Annotated in this window: 17 protein-coding genes and 1 pseudogene; 10 read left to right on the forward strand and 8 right to left on the reverse strand. The window is 68.0% G+C overall.

What is annotated here, in order from left to right; genetic code table 11:
- The first annotated feature begins 109 nt into the window (after positions 1-109).
- Complete coding sequence (locus ACM6LU_RS26320; protein WP_414940432.1) at positions 110-337, forward strand: alpha/beta fold hydrolase; 228 nt, start codon at positions 110-112, stop codon at positions 335-337.
- A 363-nt stretch (positions 338-700) separates the two neighbouring features.
- Here ACM6LU_RS26320 and ACM6LU_RS26325 read toward each other — a convergent pair whose 3' ends face one another.
- Positions 701-1,516, reverse strand: coding sequence for a MerR family transcriptional regulator (locus tag ACM6LU_RS26325; protein ID WP_414940433.1), 816 nt, complete (start codon positions 1,514-1,516; stop codon positions 701-703).
- 45 nt (positions 1,517-1,561) lie between these two features.
- Positions 1,562-2,716, reverse strand: coding sequence for an epoxide hydrolase family protein (locus ACM6LU_RS26330; protein ID WP_414940434.1), 1,155 nt, complete (start codon positions 2,714-2,716; stop codon positions 1,562-1,564).
- Between the two features lie 133 nt (positions 2,717-2,849).
- Here ACM6LU_RS26330 and ACM6LU_RS26335 point away from each other — a divergent pair, with 133 nt between their 5' ends.
- The 3 genes from ACM6LU_RS26335 to gcl are packed head-to-tail and all read left to right on the forward strand — an operon-like array spanning position 2,850 to position 6,259.
- Positions 2,850-3,677 carry a hydroxypyruvate isomerase family protein gene (locus ACM6LU_RS26335; protein WP_414940435.1) on the forward strand — a complete coding sequence of 276 codons (828 nt, stop codon included), beginning with the start codon at positions 2,850-2,852 and terminating at the stop codon, positions 3,675-3,677.
- Positions 3,674-4,561, forward strand: a complete 888-nt coding sequence (locus ACM6LU_RS26340) for a 2-hydroxy-3-oxopropionate reductase (RefSeq protein ID WP_414940436.1) — start codon at positions 3,674-3,676, stop codon at positions 4,559-4,561. Before ACM6LU_RS26335 ends, ACM6LU_RS26340 begins: the two co-directional genes overlap by 4 nt.
- Before the next feature lie 3 nt (positions 4,562-4,564).
- Positions 4,565-6,259: a glyoxylate carboligase gene (gene gcl / locus ACM6LU_RS26345; RefSeq protein ID WP_414940437.1), complete on the forward strand. Its 1,695-nt coding sequence runs from the start codon at positions 4,565-4,567 to the stop codon at positions 6,257-6,259.
- A 66-nt stretch (positions 6,260-6,325) separates the two neighbouring features.
- Here the strand turns inward: gcl and ACM6LU_RS26350 are convergent, their stop codons facing one another.
- The gene (locus ACM6LU_RS26350; RefSeq protein WP_414940438.1) at positions 6,326-6,754 is read right to left on the reverse strand and encodes a pyridoxamine 5'-phosphate oxidase family protein; all 429 of its coding nucleotides are present in this window, start codon (positions 6,752-6,754) and stop codon (positions 6,326-6,328) included.
- Between the two features lie 76 nt (positions 6,755-6,830).
- Positions 6,831-8,012, reverse strand: coding sequence for a lytic transglycosylase domain-containing protein (locus ACM6LU_RS26355; RefSeq protein WP_414940439.1), 1,182 nt, complete (start codon positions 8,010-8,012; stop codon positions 6,831-6,833).
- Positions 8,013-8,264: 252 nt separating this feature from the next.
- Here ACM6LU_RS26355 and ACM6LU_RS26360 point away from each other — a divergent pair, with 252 nt between their 5' ends.
- The 3 genes from ACM6LU_RS26360 to ACM6LU_RS26370 all read left to right on the forward strand — a co-directional run bounded on the left by ACM6LU_RS26360 (position 8,265) and on the right by ACM6LU_RS26370 (position 10,676).
- Complete coding sequence (locus ACM6LU_RS26360; protein WP_414940440.1) at positions 8,265-8,843, forward strand: ArsR/SmtB family transcription factor; 579 nt, start codon at positions 8,265-8,267, stop codon at positions 8,841-8,843.
- A 100-nt stretch (positions 8,844-8,943) separates the two neighbouring features.
- Positions 8,944-9,345 carry a hypothetical protein gene (locus tag ACM6LU_RS26365; protein WP_414940441.1) on the forward strand — a complete coding sequence of 134 codons (402 nt, stop codon included), beginning with the start codon at positions 8,944-8,946 and terminating at the stop codon, positions 9,343-9,345.
- On the forward strand, positions 9,342-10,676 hold the full coding sequence (locus ACM6LU_RS26370) for an alpha/beta hydrolase family protein (protein WP_414940442.1): 1,335 nt from the start codon (positions 9,342-9,344) through the stop codon (positions 10,674-10,676). The genes ACM6LU_RS26365 and ACM6LU_RS26370 overlap by 4 nt, the downstream gene beginning before the upstream one ends.
- 108 nt (positions 10,677-10,784) lie before the next feature.
- On the opposite strand, the gene ACM6LU_RS26375 is transcribed toward ACM6LU_RS26370, so the two are convergent.
- Positions 10,785-11,585 carry a carbon-nitrogen hydrolase family protein gene (locus ACM6LU_RS26375; RefSeq protein WP_414940461.1) on the reverse strand — a complete coding sequence of 267 codons (801 nt, stop codon included), beginning with the start codon at positions 11,583-11,585 and terminating at the stop codon, positions 10,785-10,787.
- A gap of 103 nt (positions 11,586-11,688) precedes the next feature.
- On the opposite strand from ACM6LU_RS26375, the gene ACM6LU_RS26380 reads away from it, so the two are divergent.
- Positions 11,689-12,348 carry a GntR family transcriptional regulator gene (locus tag ACM6LU_RS26380; RefSeq protein WP_414940443.1) on the forward strand — a complete coding sequence of 220 codons (660 nt, stop codon included), beginning with the start codon at positions 11,689-11,691 and terminating at the stop codon, positions 12,346-12,348.
- Positions 12,349-12,478: 130 nt separating this feature from the next.
- On the forward strand, positions 12,479-12,796 hold the full coding sequence (locus tag ACM6LU_RS26385) for a sporulation protein (RefSeq protein ID WP_414940444.1): 318 nt from the start codon (positions 12,479-12,481) through the stop codon (positions 12,794-12,796).
- Between the two features lie 3 nt (positions 12,797-12,799).
- On the opposite strand, the gene ACM6LU_RS26390 is transcribed toward ACM6LU_RS26385, so the two are convergent.
- Together ACM6LU_RS26390 and ACM6LU_RS26395 are read right to left on the reverse strand one after the other, a co-directional pair.
- Entirely contained in the window at positions 12,800-13,006 is a 207-nt protein-coding gene (locus ACM6LU_RS26390; RefSeq protein WP_414940445.1) for a hypothetical protein, read from the reverse strand.
- 80 nt (positions 13,007-13,086) lie between these two features.
- Positions 13,087-13,233, reverse strand: coding sequence for a hypothetical protein (locus ACM6LU_RS26395; RefSeq protein ID WP_414940446.1), 147 nt, complete (start codon positions 13,231-13,233; stop codon positions 13,087-13,089).
- A 36-nt stretch (positions 13,234-13,269) separates the two neighbouring features.
- Between ACM6LU_RS26395 and ligD the strand changes: the two genes are divergently transcribed.
- Complete coding sequence (gene ligD / locus ACM6LU_RS26400) at positions 13,270-14,205, forward strand: non-homologous end-joining DNA ligase (RefSeq protein ID WP_414940447.1); 936 nt, start codon at positions 13,270-13,272, stop codon at positions 14,203-14,205.
- Positions 14,206-14,237: 32 nt separating this feature from the next.
- Here ligD and ACM6LU_RS26405 read toward each other — a convergent pair.
- Positions 14,238-14,345: pseudogene (locus ACM6LU_RS26405) on the reverse strand (IS5/IS1182 family transposase); the annotation flags it as partial.

Raw genomic sequence — 14,345 nt, forward strand, 5'->3', positions numbered from 1 at the left:
ACGGCGGACTTCGTGACGGACGGCGAGCGTCATGCCGAGGCGATGGCGACACCCTGGTTCCCGGTCAACTACGAGGCGAACACCGCGTTGAGCGAGGAAATGCGGACGGGTGCCGGAGGAAGCGCTGATCGAGGACTGCCGGGCGCTCACCGTGCCGACGCTGATCATCGACGGGATGGCGGACAACCGGCCGCGGTGGGCGGTCGACTCGCTGGAACAGGCCTTGCCGTCGGTGACCCGGGTGCGGCTCCCCGGCGTCGGCCACGTGCCGTGGCTGGAGGCGCCGGACGCAGTCCGCGGTGCTTTGGTCGACTTCCTGACCGTCTCAGGCTCGTGAGTGGTAAGGACGGTTCGAGCGAACCGGTGTTTGACTACCCATGTGTGACCAGGATCGTCACGGCGTTCCATCGGTCTCGGCCTTGATCAACGGAGGATCGGGGACGTTGAGCGTCTCCGATCCTCCGTTGATCGAGGCCCGACCACCCCGGCGCAGCCCCTCCTGTATCACCTTTCCGGCGCGAGACTCAGATGAGTCCGGTGGCAGTGGTTCGATAGCTGTCAGGTCGTGAGGTCAGGTCGGTTTCGGAACCCGGGCGCCCGCCCACGCTCACGAGGGCCACCCGATCAAGGCCTCGAGCGCGATGATCGAAGCCAGTAGGTAGGCAAACGCCGGTCCCTGCTACTCGCGAGACGGGTGCGGTCACGCCTTGGTGATCGGCTGTTGCAACTCGGTGACCCACTTGTCCCCGTCGGCCGGGCACTCGACGTAGTACTCCCGCGCCGGGCCGCTCGCGCGGTAACCGTGCGCGTCGACCCACTTCGCCAGCGCTTGGTAGCTGGAAAGCACCGTCTTCATCGAGCCGCGGTGCAGAATCGTCGCCGCCGCCGGGACTTCGGCGAGGCTCACCGTCGAGAACCCTTCGGTGCCGTTGGTTTCGGCCGCGATCGGGACGGCGGCGTGGATCAGCACCCGCTCCCCATCGGGCTCGTCTTCGTAGTAGGCGATGAGGGGGCCCGACGGGGTGATTTCGCCGAGTGCCGGGAACAGCTCCTCGTACAGCCGCTGCACCACCGGCCCGATCTCCTCGTTGACGTATCCGCTCGCCGTCCCGGTCAGCTCGGCGACCCGCACGGCGGGCAGGTTTTTGACGACGACGTCTTCGGAAGGCATGCGTCCCTCGCTTTCGATCGACAGGAGCCTGGCCTCGACGGCCTTGAGCCGGGTCTCGTCGGCCGCGATGGCCGCTTCGAGTTCGGCCCGCCGCAGTCGCAGCATCCCGCGCAATTCGTCCACGCCGATCTCCGCGTCGAGGATCTCCTGCACCTGAGTGAGGGTGAAACCGAGATCCTTGAGCGCGATCACCCGGTTGAGTCTGGCCAACTGGTCACCGGCATAGGACCGGTAGCCGCTGAACGGGTCGACGTGGGCGGGCCGCAGCAGCCCGATGGCGTCGTAGTGACGCAACATGCGGACCGACACCCGGCCGTGTTTGGCGAAATCTCCGATACTGAACATGACGTCTCCCACCAGACAACCTGACACGGTGTCACAGTCAAGCGGTCACCGTACGAGCCGGAAGAACGCCCGCACCTCGTCGGTGAACACGCCGGGTTGTTCGAAGGCCGCGAAGTGGCCGCCCCGCTGCAGTTCGTTCCAGTACCGGATGTCGGTGAACCGGCGCTCGGCCCAGCGGCGGGACGGGCGCGGGGTCTCGCGCGGGAAGATCGAACAGCCGGCGGGCACACCGATCGTGTCCACAGTGGACTCGGAGAACCAGCTCGACACCTCGGCGAAACTCTCCCAGTACAACCGGGCGGACGAGGCGCCGGTGCCGGTCAGCCAGTAGAGCGTGATGTCGTCGAGCATGGCGTCCCGGTTCAGCGCGTTCTCCGGATGGCCTCCGCAATCCGTCCACGCCTGGAACTTCTCGACGATCCACGCGCACAGCGCCACCGGCGAGTCGGTCAGCGCGTAGCCGATCGTTTGCGGCCTCGTCGCCTGCTGGATCGCGTAGCCCGAGCCATCGGCTTTCGCGTGTTCGAGGTCGTCGAGCGACCTTCGTTCGGATTCGGTGAGGTCGTCGAACGTCGCCGGGTCCGGCGCCGCCAGCGGCGGATTGAGGTGGATCCCGGCGAGGCGCCCGGGAGCCGTCCGCCCCATGAGCGTGGTGATGCTGGTGCCCCAATCGCCGCCCTGAGCGCCGTACCGCTCGTAGCCCAGGCCGTCCATGAGGCGGATCCACGCGTCTGCGACGCGCTGGATCGACCAGTCCGTTCGGGCGGGTTTGTCACTGAAGCCGTAGCCGGGCAGGGATGGGACCACGACGTGGAAGGCGTCCGCCGCGGCGCCTCCGTGCGCGACCGGATCGGTGAGTGGGCCGAGCACGTCGAGGAACTCGAAGACCGAACCCGGCCAGCCGTGCGTGAGGATCAGCGGCAGCGCGCCGGGATGCGGTGAGCGGGCGTGCAGGTAGTGGATGCCGAGCCCGTCGATCTCGGTCCGGAACTGGGGGATCGCGTTGAGCCGCGACTCCGCGGCACGCCAGTCGTAGGTATCCGCCCAGTATGAGCACAGTTTTCGCAGGTAGGCGGCGGGTACACCCTGCGACCAGTCGTCGACGGTCTCGTCTTCGGGCCAGCGGGTGCGGCGGAGCCGGGCGCGGAGGTCTTCGAGATCGGCCTCCGGGACCTGGACTCGGAAGGGCGTCGCGTTCATGCCTTCCGACGCTAGCGAAGACCCCTGACATTTCCTGATCTCCGGTATACCGCCCGTTGACCGTGAGCAGGTCGGCGGTCTATTCTCGATATGCGAAAAAAAAGTTCCGCATAGCGAAATTACTGAGGTTTCGATGGTTGATCTTGCCGGTTCGCGTCATGCGCTGCCGTATGTGCTGAACCTGTCGATGGTCTTCACCGAGTTGCCGTTGCTCGACCGGGCGGAGGCGGCGCGGGCGGCGGGCTTCACCGCGGTCGAGTACTGGTGGCCGTTCGAGACGGCGGTGCCGGACGCGGCCGACGTCGACGCGTTCGTGGCGTCGGTCGAGAAGGCGGGCATCGCGGTGACCGGCCTGAACTTCTTCCCTGGCGACATGGCGGGCGGCGATCGCGGCATCGTCACCTGGCTCGGGCGCGAGGACGAGTTCGCCGCCGGTATCGCCTCCGCCATCGAGCTTGGCGAACGGCTCGGCTGTCGCCGGTTCAACGCGCTCTACGGCAACCGGATCGACGGCGCCGACCCGGCCGGACAGGACAAGCTCGGGCTGGAGAACCTGGCGCTCGCCTCGGACGCGGCCGCGCGGATCGACGCGGAGATCGTCCTGGAACCGTTGTCGGGGGCGGAGAAATACCCGCTCAAGACCGCGGGTGACGTACTGAAGGTGCTCGACGAACTCGGGCGGGACAACGTGAAGCTGCTGGCCGACCTGTATCACCTGGCGGTCAACGGTGACGACCTCGACACGGTCACGACCGTCCACACCGGACGGATCGGCCATGTGCAGATCGCCGATGCCCCAGGGCGGCACCAGCCGGGGACCGGAACGCTGGACATCGAGGGATACCTGGAAAAGCTGTGGACGGCGGGCTACCGAGGGCAGGTCGGCGTGGAGTACAAACCCGACGGGCCGAGTGCGGATTCGCTGTCGTGGCTGCCTTTCGAACGAAGGGGACGGGCATGACCAAGCTGGGATTCATCGGCCTGGGGATCATGGGCGGGCCGATGGCGGGACATCTCGCCGCCGCCGGCCACGAGGTGAGCGGATTCGACACGAAAGCGGACGCGCTCGCGAGGCTGGAAGCCGCGGGCGGCCGGGCGGCGAACGGGGTGACGGACGCCGTCGCCGGCGCGGAAGTCGTCATCACCATGCTGCCGAACCATCCGCAGGTCGAGGCCGTCGTGCTGGCGGTGGGCGGGGTGCTGGAGTCGGCGAAGCCCGGAACCCTGCTGATCGACATGAGCACGATCCGGCCGGAGACCTCCATCGAGGTGGCCGAGCGGGCCGGTGAGCGGGAGATCCGCGTACTGGACGCGCCCGTTTCGGGTGGTCAGGCCGGTGCGGTACAGGCGTCCCTGTCCATTATGGTCGGTGGCGAGGACGAGGATTTCGCTGCCGCGCTCCCGATTCTGGAGGCTGTCGGCAAGACCATCGTGCACGTGGGACCACACGGCGCCGGTCAGGTCGTCAAGGCCGCGAACCAGCTGGTGGTCGGCGGGACGTACGGGCTGATCGCCGAGGCGATCGTGCTGCTCGAAGCGTCCGGTGTGGACGCCGGGGTCGGGCTGGACGTCCTCGCGGGCGGACTGGCGGGCAGCCGGATCCTCGAACTCAAGCGGAAGTCCATGGTGGCGCGGGAATTCGCGCCGGGCTTCCGGATCGATCTGCACCACAAGGACATGGGCATCGCGCTGGCCGCCGCCAGGCAGGCCGACATCGCGCTGCCGATCACCGGGCTGGTCGCCCAGCTCGTCGCCGCCGGACGGGCGATGGGCCACGGCTCGCTCGATCACTCCGCCCTGCTGAAGGTCGTCGAAACGCTGTCCGGCGCGGAAAGCAAGGAGTGAGGAATGCCAAGAATCCCCGCCATGCGGGCCGTCGTCGACGTCCTGGTCAGTGAAGGCGTCGACACCGCGTTCGGCTGTCCAGGCGCCGCGATTCTCCCGCTGTATCACGCGATGCAGGACAGCGGCATCGAGCATCTGATCGTGCGTCACGAAGAGGGCGCGACCCATATGGCCGATGGCTGGGCGCGGACCACCGGCAATGTCGGCGTCGCGATCGGCACTTCGGGGCCTGCCGGGACCAACATGATCACCGGGCTCTACACCGCGCAGGCCGATTCGATCCCGATCATCTGCATCACCGGGCAGGCCGACTCGCGGAAGCTGCACACCGAGGCGTTCCAGGCCGTCGACATCGTCGAGATCGCCAAGCCGGTGACGAAGTGGGCGGTGCAGGTCAAGGAAGCCGCGCAGCTGCCATGGGTGTTCCGGGAGGCGTTCCGGATCGCGCGGTCCGGCCGTCCCGGCCCGGTGCTGATCGATCTGCCCATCGACGTCCAGCGGCAGGAGATCGAGTGGGACTCCAGCATCGACTCGCCGCTGCCGGTCATCGTCGCGACCCCGTCGCCGGCCAGGGTCGAGCGGGCGCTCGATCTGCTGCTGGCCGCCGAACGGCCGCTGATCCTCGCGGGTGGCGGAGTGGTGCTCGGCGACGCGAGCGAACGGCTGCGGACCGCGGCCGAACTGCTCGGCGTCCCGGTCGGCGTGACGCTGATGGGCAAGGGGACCTTCCCCGAGGACCACGAGCTTTTCGCCGGGATGGCGGGCGTCCAGACGTCGCAGCGGTGGGCGAACGCGGCCTTCCTCGAAGCGGATCTGGTGCTGGCGCTCGGCGCGCGGTTCGGCGACCGGCACACCGGTGACCTGGCGGTCTACCGCGGCGACCGGAAGTTCATCCACGTCGACATCGAGCCGACGCAGCTGGGCAAGGTGTTCGGGCCGGACCTCGGAATCGTGTCGGACACGGGCGCGTTCCTGGACGCGCTGATCGAAGCCGCTTCCCGGCGTTCGGTGACGCCGGACCTCGGGTGGGCCCGCCGGATCGGTGAGTTGAAGGAGAGCCTGCCGCGCCGGGAGGACTTCGAGGACACGCCGATCAAGGCACCGCGGGTGTTCAAGGAGATCAACGAGTTCTACGGCGAAGACGCCTATTTCGTCACCGCGATCGGCTTGTACCAGATCTGGTCCGGGCAGTTCCAGCGCGCGCACAAGCCACGCCATTACCAGGTGTGCGGGCAGGCGGGCCCGCTCGGCTGGGAGATCCCGGCGGCGATCGGCGTCAAGAAGGCCAAGCCGGAGGCCGAAGTAGTCGGCGTCGTCGGCGACTACTCGTTCCAGTTCCTGGTGGAGGAACTGGCGGTGGCCGCGCAGTACGACGTCGGGTTCGTGCTGATCATGCTCAACAACGAGTACCTCGGGCTCATCCGGCAGGCCGAGACCAGCTACGAGATGAACTTCGAAGTCGACATCCGCTACGACAAGAACGGCACGGACAACGTGAAGGTCATGGAGGCCTACGGCTGTGCCGGGACCCGCGTGACCGAGCCGGGTGAGATCCGGGCGTCGCTGGAGTGGGCGCGCAAGGAGGCGGAGCGGACGTCGCGGCCGGTGCTGGTGGAGATCATGATCGAACGCGAAGGGAACGCCGCGATGGGCAAGGCGCTCGACAGCGTTGTCGAGTTCGAGCCGATCGCGGGCTGAGGAAGTGAGGTGAACGGGGCTTTCATCGCAAAAATGAGATGAAAGCCCCGTTCACCTCATCCGGGGCTAGGCCTTGCTCTGGTCGTTGCTGAGCCACTTCTCCGGCCGGACCCGGACCAGCACGGAGTTGTCGCTGAGCGAGCCGTCGACGTACTTCGTGCCCTCCTCCTCGGGAAGATAGCGGTGCGCGATCTTCAGCGCCTGCTCACGGGTCGGCGGCTGGTCGTTGGCGATGACCGGACCCTCGGCCGTCACGTACTTGTACGGAAAGTCCTCCGTCTGCGCGACCAGGCTGAGCCTGCCCGCCTTCTTGATCGCCTTGTCCTTGACCGATCCGCCGTCCATCCAGATCAGGAGTTCCCCGCCGGGCTCGTAGTCGTACCAGACCGGTACGGCCAGCGGGGCCCGTCCCTCCCGTTCCACGGCCAGGACCCCGATGTGGACCTCGCTCAGGAAGGCTTCCCGTTCCTCGGCGGTCATGACGAAAGACGACATCCGTGTCTCGCTTCTCTCGGTTGGTGATCTACGAGAAGCGGTAACGCGGCTCAGCTTCAGGTCATTCCGGGCAGGATCAGGGTGTCGGGGAGGCGGAGCTGGTCGGGGTCGCCTCACCGGTGTTCCCCGCCGGGGTGGACGAAGGCGGCGGAGTGGTCGTGGTGCTGGACGGCGGAGGTGTCGACGACGGCGGCGTGCTCGAAGGAGGTGTCGACGAGGGCGGCGTCGAAGAAGGCGGCGGCGTGCTGGTCGGCTTCGAAGGCGGCGTGCTGCTGCTCGGCGGGAACGACGTGCCGGGCAACGGGTTCGGCGGCGGCGTGGTCGTGCCGGGCGGGGGAGTGCCGGGCAGGGTCGGCACTGGGACCTGGCCACCGGGCATGCCGGCGGCGACGGCCGAGGACTCGGGGGCGCCGACTGGGACCTGGCTGTCCGGGAACGTCGCGACACCGCCGCGGTACGAGACCGCCCACCGGATCACGGTGTCCACATAGGACAGTGAGTGGTTGTAGCGGTACACGGCCACACGCTGGGTCTGCTCGGAGGTCAGGTCGACACCGCCGGAGCAGAGGTAGCGGCCAGAACCCAGTGTCGCGTCGTAGATGTTGTTCGGGTTGGACTCGCCGTCGCCGTTGCCGTCCGAGGCGTAGCCCTTCCAAGTGGACGGGATGAACTGGGTCGGGCCGACGGCGCGATCCCAGACGGTGTCGCCGTCGTACTTGCCGCCGTCGGTGTCCGGGATGGCCGCGAACGGACCGGCGCCGTTGAGCTGCGGGCCACGAATGGGTTCGAGGGTGTTGCCCTTGGCGTCGACGTAACCGCCGCGCGCGTGATTCGATTCGATCCGCCCGATGCTGGCGATCAGCGCCCAGTCGATGTGACAACCAGGCAGTTCCTTCGCGAGGATGTCCGCCGCGTTGCGGTAGGCCTTCATCATGCTGGCGGGGATGCCGAGCGCGCCCGACGGCGCGAACGATCCGCCGACGTTGCCCGTGCCACCGGGGACCATCAGCGGGTCCGGGTTGGGCGGCTCGGGGAGGCTGCCGTCGACGGCGATCTCCGGGACGCTGCCGACAGGCGGCTGCCAGGGCGCGGCCTGATTCTGCGGCGCGGCGGTGTCCTTCGCCGCGGCGATCGGAGTATCAGGACCCGCCGAGGCGGTGACCGCGGGCAGGACGGCGAGCGCGCCACCGGCGAGCGCGAAGGCCGTCCGGTGCCGGGCGGACAACCTGTCCGTCTGTCGAGGGCGGTGCTTCGGCATGTTTCTCTCCCGCAAGGTCGACTGCGGGCAAAACTATCCGATACAACCGATTTTCGGGGAAGGCGAAACGAAAAACCTGCGAACCCGCTGGGATTTCGTCCTCCCGGCACAAGACCTTCGTAGTGAAGTTGTCAATTTCACGCTGAGTTCACCAAAACGCCAGCAGAATCGTCCGCCTCTTCGCGGAACCAGTCCGTACCGCGTGCAAAGACGACTTTGCACAATTTTCTTTGCACACGGTACGCTGCTGCCATGACCGGCCCGCCGCCGCCCGAAGAGATCACCGACGCCGCCGTGCTGAAGGCGGTGATGCATCCGCTGCGCAGGCGGATCATGGAGTCGTTGGGCCGGGGGCCCGCGACGGCGACGAAGCTGGCCAAGGAACTGGGGGAGAGTTCGGGGGCCACCAGCTATCACCTGCGAGAACTGGCGAAGTACGACTTCATCGACGAGGCGCCGGAACTCGCGCACGGCAAGGAACGCTGGTGGCGGGCCCGGCCGCGCGACATCCGCTGGCCCCGGCACAGCGAGCAGAACGACGAGATGCGCGCGGTGTTCGACGAAGCGCACCGTGCCGCGTTCACCGAAGACCTCGAGCAGCTGGCGAGGTTCCTCGAAAAGCGTGGCGAACTGGGCGAGTGGGGCGACGCGTTCGTGTTCTCGCGCGGCACGATGCACGTGGACCTCCCCGAACTCAAGCAGTTCTGGGAGGAGTACCTGAACCTGCTGCGCCGCTACTGGCGGCCGGAACCCGCTCCCGGCGCGCGGAAAGTGATCGTGCGCTGGGTGGCGTTCCCGGATCCGGAAGGGGACGAGGAAAGGGGGGACTGAGCACTACCAGGTGGGAGAGCGGCCACTCGACCACCCGGGATCGCGTCAGCACGCCGGACGGCGTGTCTTCACGAACAACTCCACACAAAGGGGGAGCAGCATGCTGCTCTGGAAGAGAACCGCGGCCATCGGTGCCGCGATGAGCCTGCCCGCGGCGGCTCGACCGGCACTGGCATCGGCGTCTTCGGACGCGGGTGCCACCATTCGCCCGGCCAAGGACAACGTCTGCGCCATCGCCGACGTCGCGGTCACCACGCGGGCCGAGCGTTCGCGCCGGCTCGGAAGCCGGGGCGCGCTGCGCTTCGATCGCTTCCGGTCCACAATGGACCAGATGGGATCGGATGTGCGGAAGGTTCCGTTCGACGTCAAGGATCCCGTCCACACATCGAACACCCTCGACACCGGGCACGCGGCCTTCCGCAAGGTGTTCACCGAACGGTACTGCGAGAAGGACATCCTCGCGTCGCCGTCGATCGAGGTGGTCCAGGTGAGCAGCCGATGATCGCCGCGCTGCTCACGGCCGTGATGGCGGTGTCGGCACCGCTGCCGGCCGCGGCTCCGGCCGGCGACGTGTCGTTCACCAGCCACGGCGTGACCTTGCGCGGAACGGTGGTCGCGCCCGAAGGAGACGGCCGCGCGCCCGGGATCGTCATGGTGCACGGCTCCGGCGAACACGACCGGAACGACTACCGCGCCGAGGCCGAGGCTTTCGCCAAGGCGGGGATCGCGACGCTGATCTACGACAAGCGGACCGAAGGCTACTCGTTGTTCGAGCGGGACTACTCGGTCCTGGCCGACGACGCTCTCGCCGCCGTCCAGGCGCTGCGCTCGCATTCCGGCGTGGATCCGGCCCGAGTCGGGGTCTGGGGCTTGAGCGAAGGGGGCTGGGTCGCGCCGTTGGCGGCATCGAAGTCGAAGGACGTCGCTTTCGCGGTCGCCGTCGGGGCCAACGGCGTCTCTCCCGACCGTCAGCAGTCGTGGGCCTTCGAGACCTACCTGCGGCACGGCGGGGTCACCGGCTCGATGGCGGACATGGTGGCGTCGACGAACATGCGGACCCTCGTGGGCGCCGGTGTATTCCCCGAGGCCGGGTACGACCCGGTGCCGGTGCTGGAGAAGGTGCGGCAACCGGTGCTCGGGCTGTGGGGTGAACTGGACCGGCTGACCCCACCCGGCGAGGCCGTCCGGATCTTCCGGGAAACGCTGGAACGAACGGGGAACCGGCAGTACACGCTGAAGGTTTTCCCACAGGCTCAGCACGGACTCCGGCGGACCACGGACGGTTTCGACGTGCTCGACGGTTTCGCCCCCGGCTACCTCGACCTGGTCGGGACCTGGGTGAACGGCCTGAAGGACGGTCCTGTTCAGCCGTCCGCGGATCCGCCGCCGAGGCAGGAGAGCGAAAGCGTCGCGTTGGCTCCGCTGGCCTGGTTTGAGGCGCCGTGGTTGCAGATCGGCGTGTGGGCGTTGGCGTTGCTGGCGTTCGCGGCCTATCCGGTGACGGCGTTGTTCCGCCGTCGCGAAGATGTGCCGCTCGCCCGGCCCGCACGGTGGTTGGCGTCGACGGGCTTGCTCGCCACGGTGGGATTCCTCGCCTACTACATCACCTTGACGGCGGGAGGCGTGATGGCACCGGGGCCTGTCCCTTTCGGACGGACATTGCCGTGGCTCGCGTTGCAGCTGATCGCGGTCGGCGTCGTCATCGCCGGTGCGGTGACCGCGGTCTCGTGGTGGCGGCGCGAGGACGGCGGGGCAGTCCGGGTCGGGTTGTCGCTGGGCGGAGCCGTGCTGTTCGTTCCGTGGGCCGTCCACTGGGGACTGCTCGTGCCGTGACGTAAGAGCCTGGGTGCCGGGCGGCCACCCGGCACCCAGGCGAACGGAAGCCGCGTCACCACGCCCGAGGGCGTGTCTTCACGAACGGACCTCCTGGTCAGAAGATACTCAGGACTTCGGGGTGACGGCGAACCGGCGCAGTTCCAGCGCCGGGTTCTTGGCGCGGACCTCGGACAGGCGCTCGGCCGAAAGGTCGGCGGCGGCGGTCCCCGTGCGCTCGCCGACCGAGGCGAGCACGACACCCATCGGGTCGACGATCATGCTGTGCCCCGACCCGGTCGGAGCGGCCTGTCCGGCCGCCACGAGATAGATCGTGTTTTCGATCGCCCGCGCCCGGACCAGTGTGGTCCAGTGGTCCTCCTTGAGCGGGCCGGGCATCCACTCGGCGGGCAGCAGCACCGCGTCCGCGCCCGCGTCGACCAGGCGCCGGGTGACCTCCGGGAACCGCAGGTCGTAGCAGGTCTGCAGACCGAACACGATCCCGTCGACCTCGAACGTCTCCGGGGCTTCGATGTCGCCGGGCCGGACCAGTTCCGATTCGCGGAAGCCGAAGGCGTCGTACAGGTGCAGCTTGCGGTAGAGCGCGGCGATCGCCCCGTCGGGACCGGCCGCGACGAGCGTGTTGGAGATCCGCTCGCCGCCGGGGAGCGCTTCGTTGATGCCCGCGACGACGGTGATCCGCCGTTCCTTGGCGAGTCCGCGCAGTTCGGTGACGAACGGGCCGTCGAGTTCTTCGGCCGAGGTCACGAATTCCCGGCTCATCGTCGGTACGGTGAACAGCGAGTACTCGGGCAGCACGACCACCCGCGCCTCGCGGTCGGCCGCTTCACCGACGAGGGAGGCGACGCGGGCGAGGTTGGCCTGTTTGTCGTTGCCTGGCGCGAACTGCGCCACCGCGACGTGCACCATGGGGCCCCTTTCCATCAAGTGGAGCTCTTGTATACATGATGGATACTTGGTTGGTCCAGGTGTAGGCTCAGTCGCGGAAAGTAACGGCACGAAGGGGAACGAGATGACTGTGACCGTCGAAGGGGGCGGCCCGGCGCGCGAACGGGTCTACACGTGGCTGCGCGACGGAATCATCTCGGGTGAGCTGGAAGGCGGCCGCTTCCTCGACGAAATGTGGGTTTCCGGCGTCGTCGGCGTGTCGAGGACGCCGGTCCGGGAGGCCTTCCACCGCCTCGCCGCCGAACGGTTCATCAGCCTCTTGCCGCGCAAGGGTGCGCAAGTACGCACGGTCACCTCCAGGGAATTGGAAGAGGTCTACCAGAGCAGGCGGCTGATCGAAGGCCACGCCATCGCGACGCTCTGCGCGAACCGGGCCGGTGCTCCCGCCGAACTGCCGGAACTCATCGAAGGGATGGAGCGTTCGGGTGCCGGACGCGACTGGTTCGCCGTTTCGGGGTTCGATCGACGGTTCCATCGCGCCATCGTGAACGCCGCGGGCAACACCGTCCTGACCGAGCTGTACGACACGCTCCGTTCGCGGCAGCAACGCGTCGCGGTCCGCGCGCTGGAGGCGCGGCCCGAGCGGCTGACAGTGATCAACGACGAACATCGGGAGCTGGTCGCCGCCTTGAACGACCATGACGCGAAGGAGACGTCACGGTTGCTGGAGCAGCATTTGCGCCCGGTGTCCGAAGTGATGTCGTTGCTGCCTCAGGAAGGCTGACCCGGCTGGTCGTGCGTCGAAGGGTGGATCCCGCCGTCAGCGGTGGCTTTCTGGTTCGATGGACCTGGACAGGGCGCGGAAGCTCCTGCGCGGCGCGATCACGCAAAAATTGGACGGGGTGGGGGCCTGAATGGGACTCGAGAAGATCGTCGGCGTCATGCGCGACAACCTCACCGTCCGGCGCGTCTACGGCGAGCCTGTCGACAAGGACGGTGTCGTGGTGATCCCGGCCGCGAGCGTCATCGGCGGCGGAGGCGGCGGGCACGGCACCGAACAGGGCAAGGAAGGCGAGGGCGGCGGATTCCTGCTCGCCGCACGCCCTGTCGGCGCGTACGTGCTCAAGGGCGGCGACGTGCGCTGGGTACCCGCGGTGGACGTGACCTTCCTCGGCGCGGTGTTCGCCATCATGGTCGCGTCGATCCACAAGGCCAGGCGACGGAAGGGCTGACGCTCAGGCTCGCGGTCGGGCGGTGACGCCGGTGAGGAACTGCTCCCGGTCGTCGTGCTCGCGGACCTGGCCGGCGATGGACTTCGTGAACGGAAACTGGTCGGGATCGAGTTCTTCCCACGCGTTCGCCGCGAGTGCGCTGACCCGACGGCCGATGCTCTCGAAGATCCGCGGCGTGGCCGAGCCGCCGCGATGGCGCAATCTCGTCATGGGGTGAGCCCGTCCTCGACGGTTAGAGCCCCGCCGATGACGGTCGCGGCGGCGAGCAGCGCGCCCTTGTTCGGCACATGTCAATAGATCGCCCCGGAGCCGGTGGTGAGGCGTTCGGTCAGCGTCTTGAAGGTCAGCCCGCTTTCGCCGTCCGCGTCGAGCAGCGCGATGGCCGCCTCGACGATGCGTTCGCGGGACAGTGCCTCCGCACGGGTCCGTGCTGCCATGCCGCCATCCTGGCAGGTTCGGGTTAGTTTGCCTGCATGGCGAAAAGCACGGCGGTGGAGATCGAGGTCGGCGACCGGACGGTGCGCGTCTCGAACCCGGATCGCGTCTACTTCCCGGCGCGTGGTGAGACCAAGCTCGATCTGGTGCGGTACTACCTCGCGGTCGGCGACGGGATCGTGCGCGCGCTGCGGGAGCGGCCGTGCATGCTGCACCGGTTCCCGTCCGGTGTCTCGGGGGAGAAGGTCCACCAGAAACGCGTCCCGAACGGCGCCCCGGACTGGCTGCAAACCGTCCGCGTCGACTTCCCGTCCGGCAGGCACGCCTACGAACTGTGCGTCACCCATCCGGCCGACGTGATCTGGGCGGTGCAGATGTCGACCGTCGAGTTCCACCCCTGGAACTCCCGCCGCGCCGACACCGAACGCCCCGACGAGTGGCGAATCGACCTCGACCCGATGCCCGACTGCCCGTTCTCCACCGTCCGGGAGGTCGCCCACACCGTCCGCGAGATCCTCGACGAACTCGGCATCACCGGCTGGCCGAAGACGTCCGGCGGGGCAGGCCTGCACGTCTACGTCCGGATCGAACCCCGGTGGGGTTTCCAGGAGGTACGCCGGGCGGCACTCGCCTTCGCGCGCGAGGTCGAACGCCGGATGCCCGACGAGGTCACCACCACCTGGTGGCGCAAGGACCGTGATCCCTCGAAGCTGTTCGTCGACTACAACCAGAACGCCCGAGACCACACCATCGCGAGTGCTTACTCGGTCCGCGGTGTGCCCGAAGCCGTCGTCTCGACCCCGATCACCTGGGACGAGATCGACGACGTCGAGCCGCGCGAGTGCACCATCGCCACCGTGCCCGCGCGCTTCGCCGAACTCGGCGACCTGCACGCGGGCATCGACGACACGGCGTATTCGCTCGACACCCTGCTCGAATGGGCGGACCGCGACGGCCTCGAAACCGACGGCTAGCGCCGGTTCGCAACTAGGGCGTGTTTCAGATGTTAGAGCCATTCGTTGATCGCGGCGATGGTGACGGTGGCTTCGTAGCGGACGGCGAGTTTGTCGTATCGGGTGGCGACGGCTCGGTAGCGTTTGAGCCGGTTGATGCC

Source organism: Amycolatopsis sp. cmx-11-51, from assembly GCF_047608665.1.
GTDB lineage: Bacteria > Actinomycetota > Actinomycetes > Mycobacteriales > Pseudonocardiaceae > Amycolatopsis.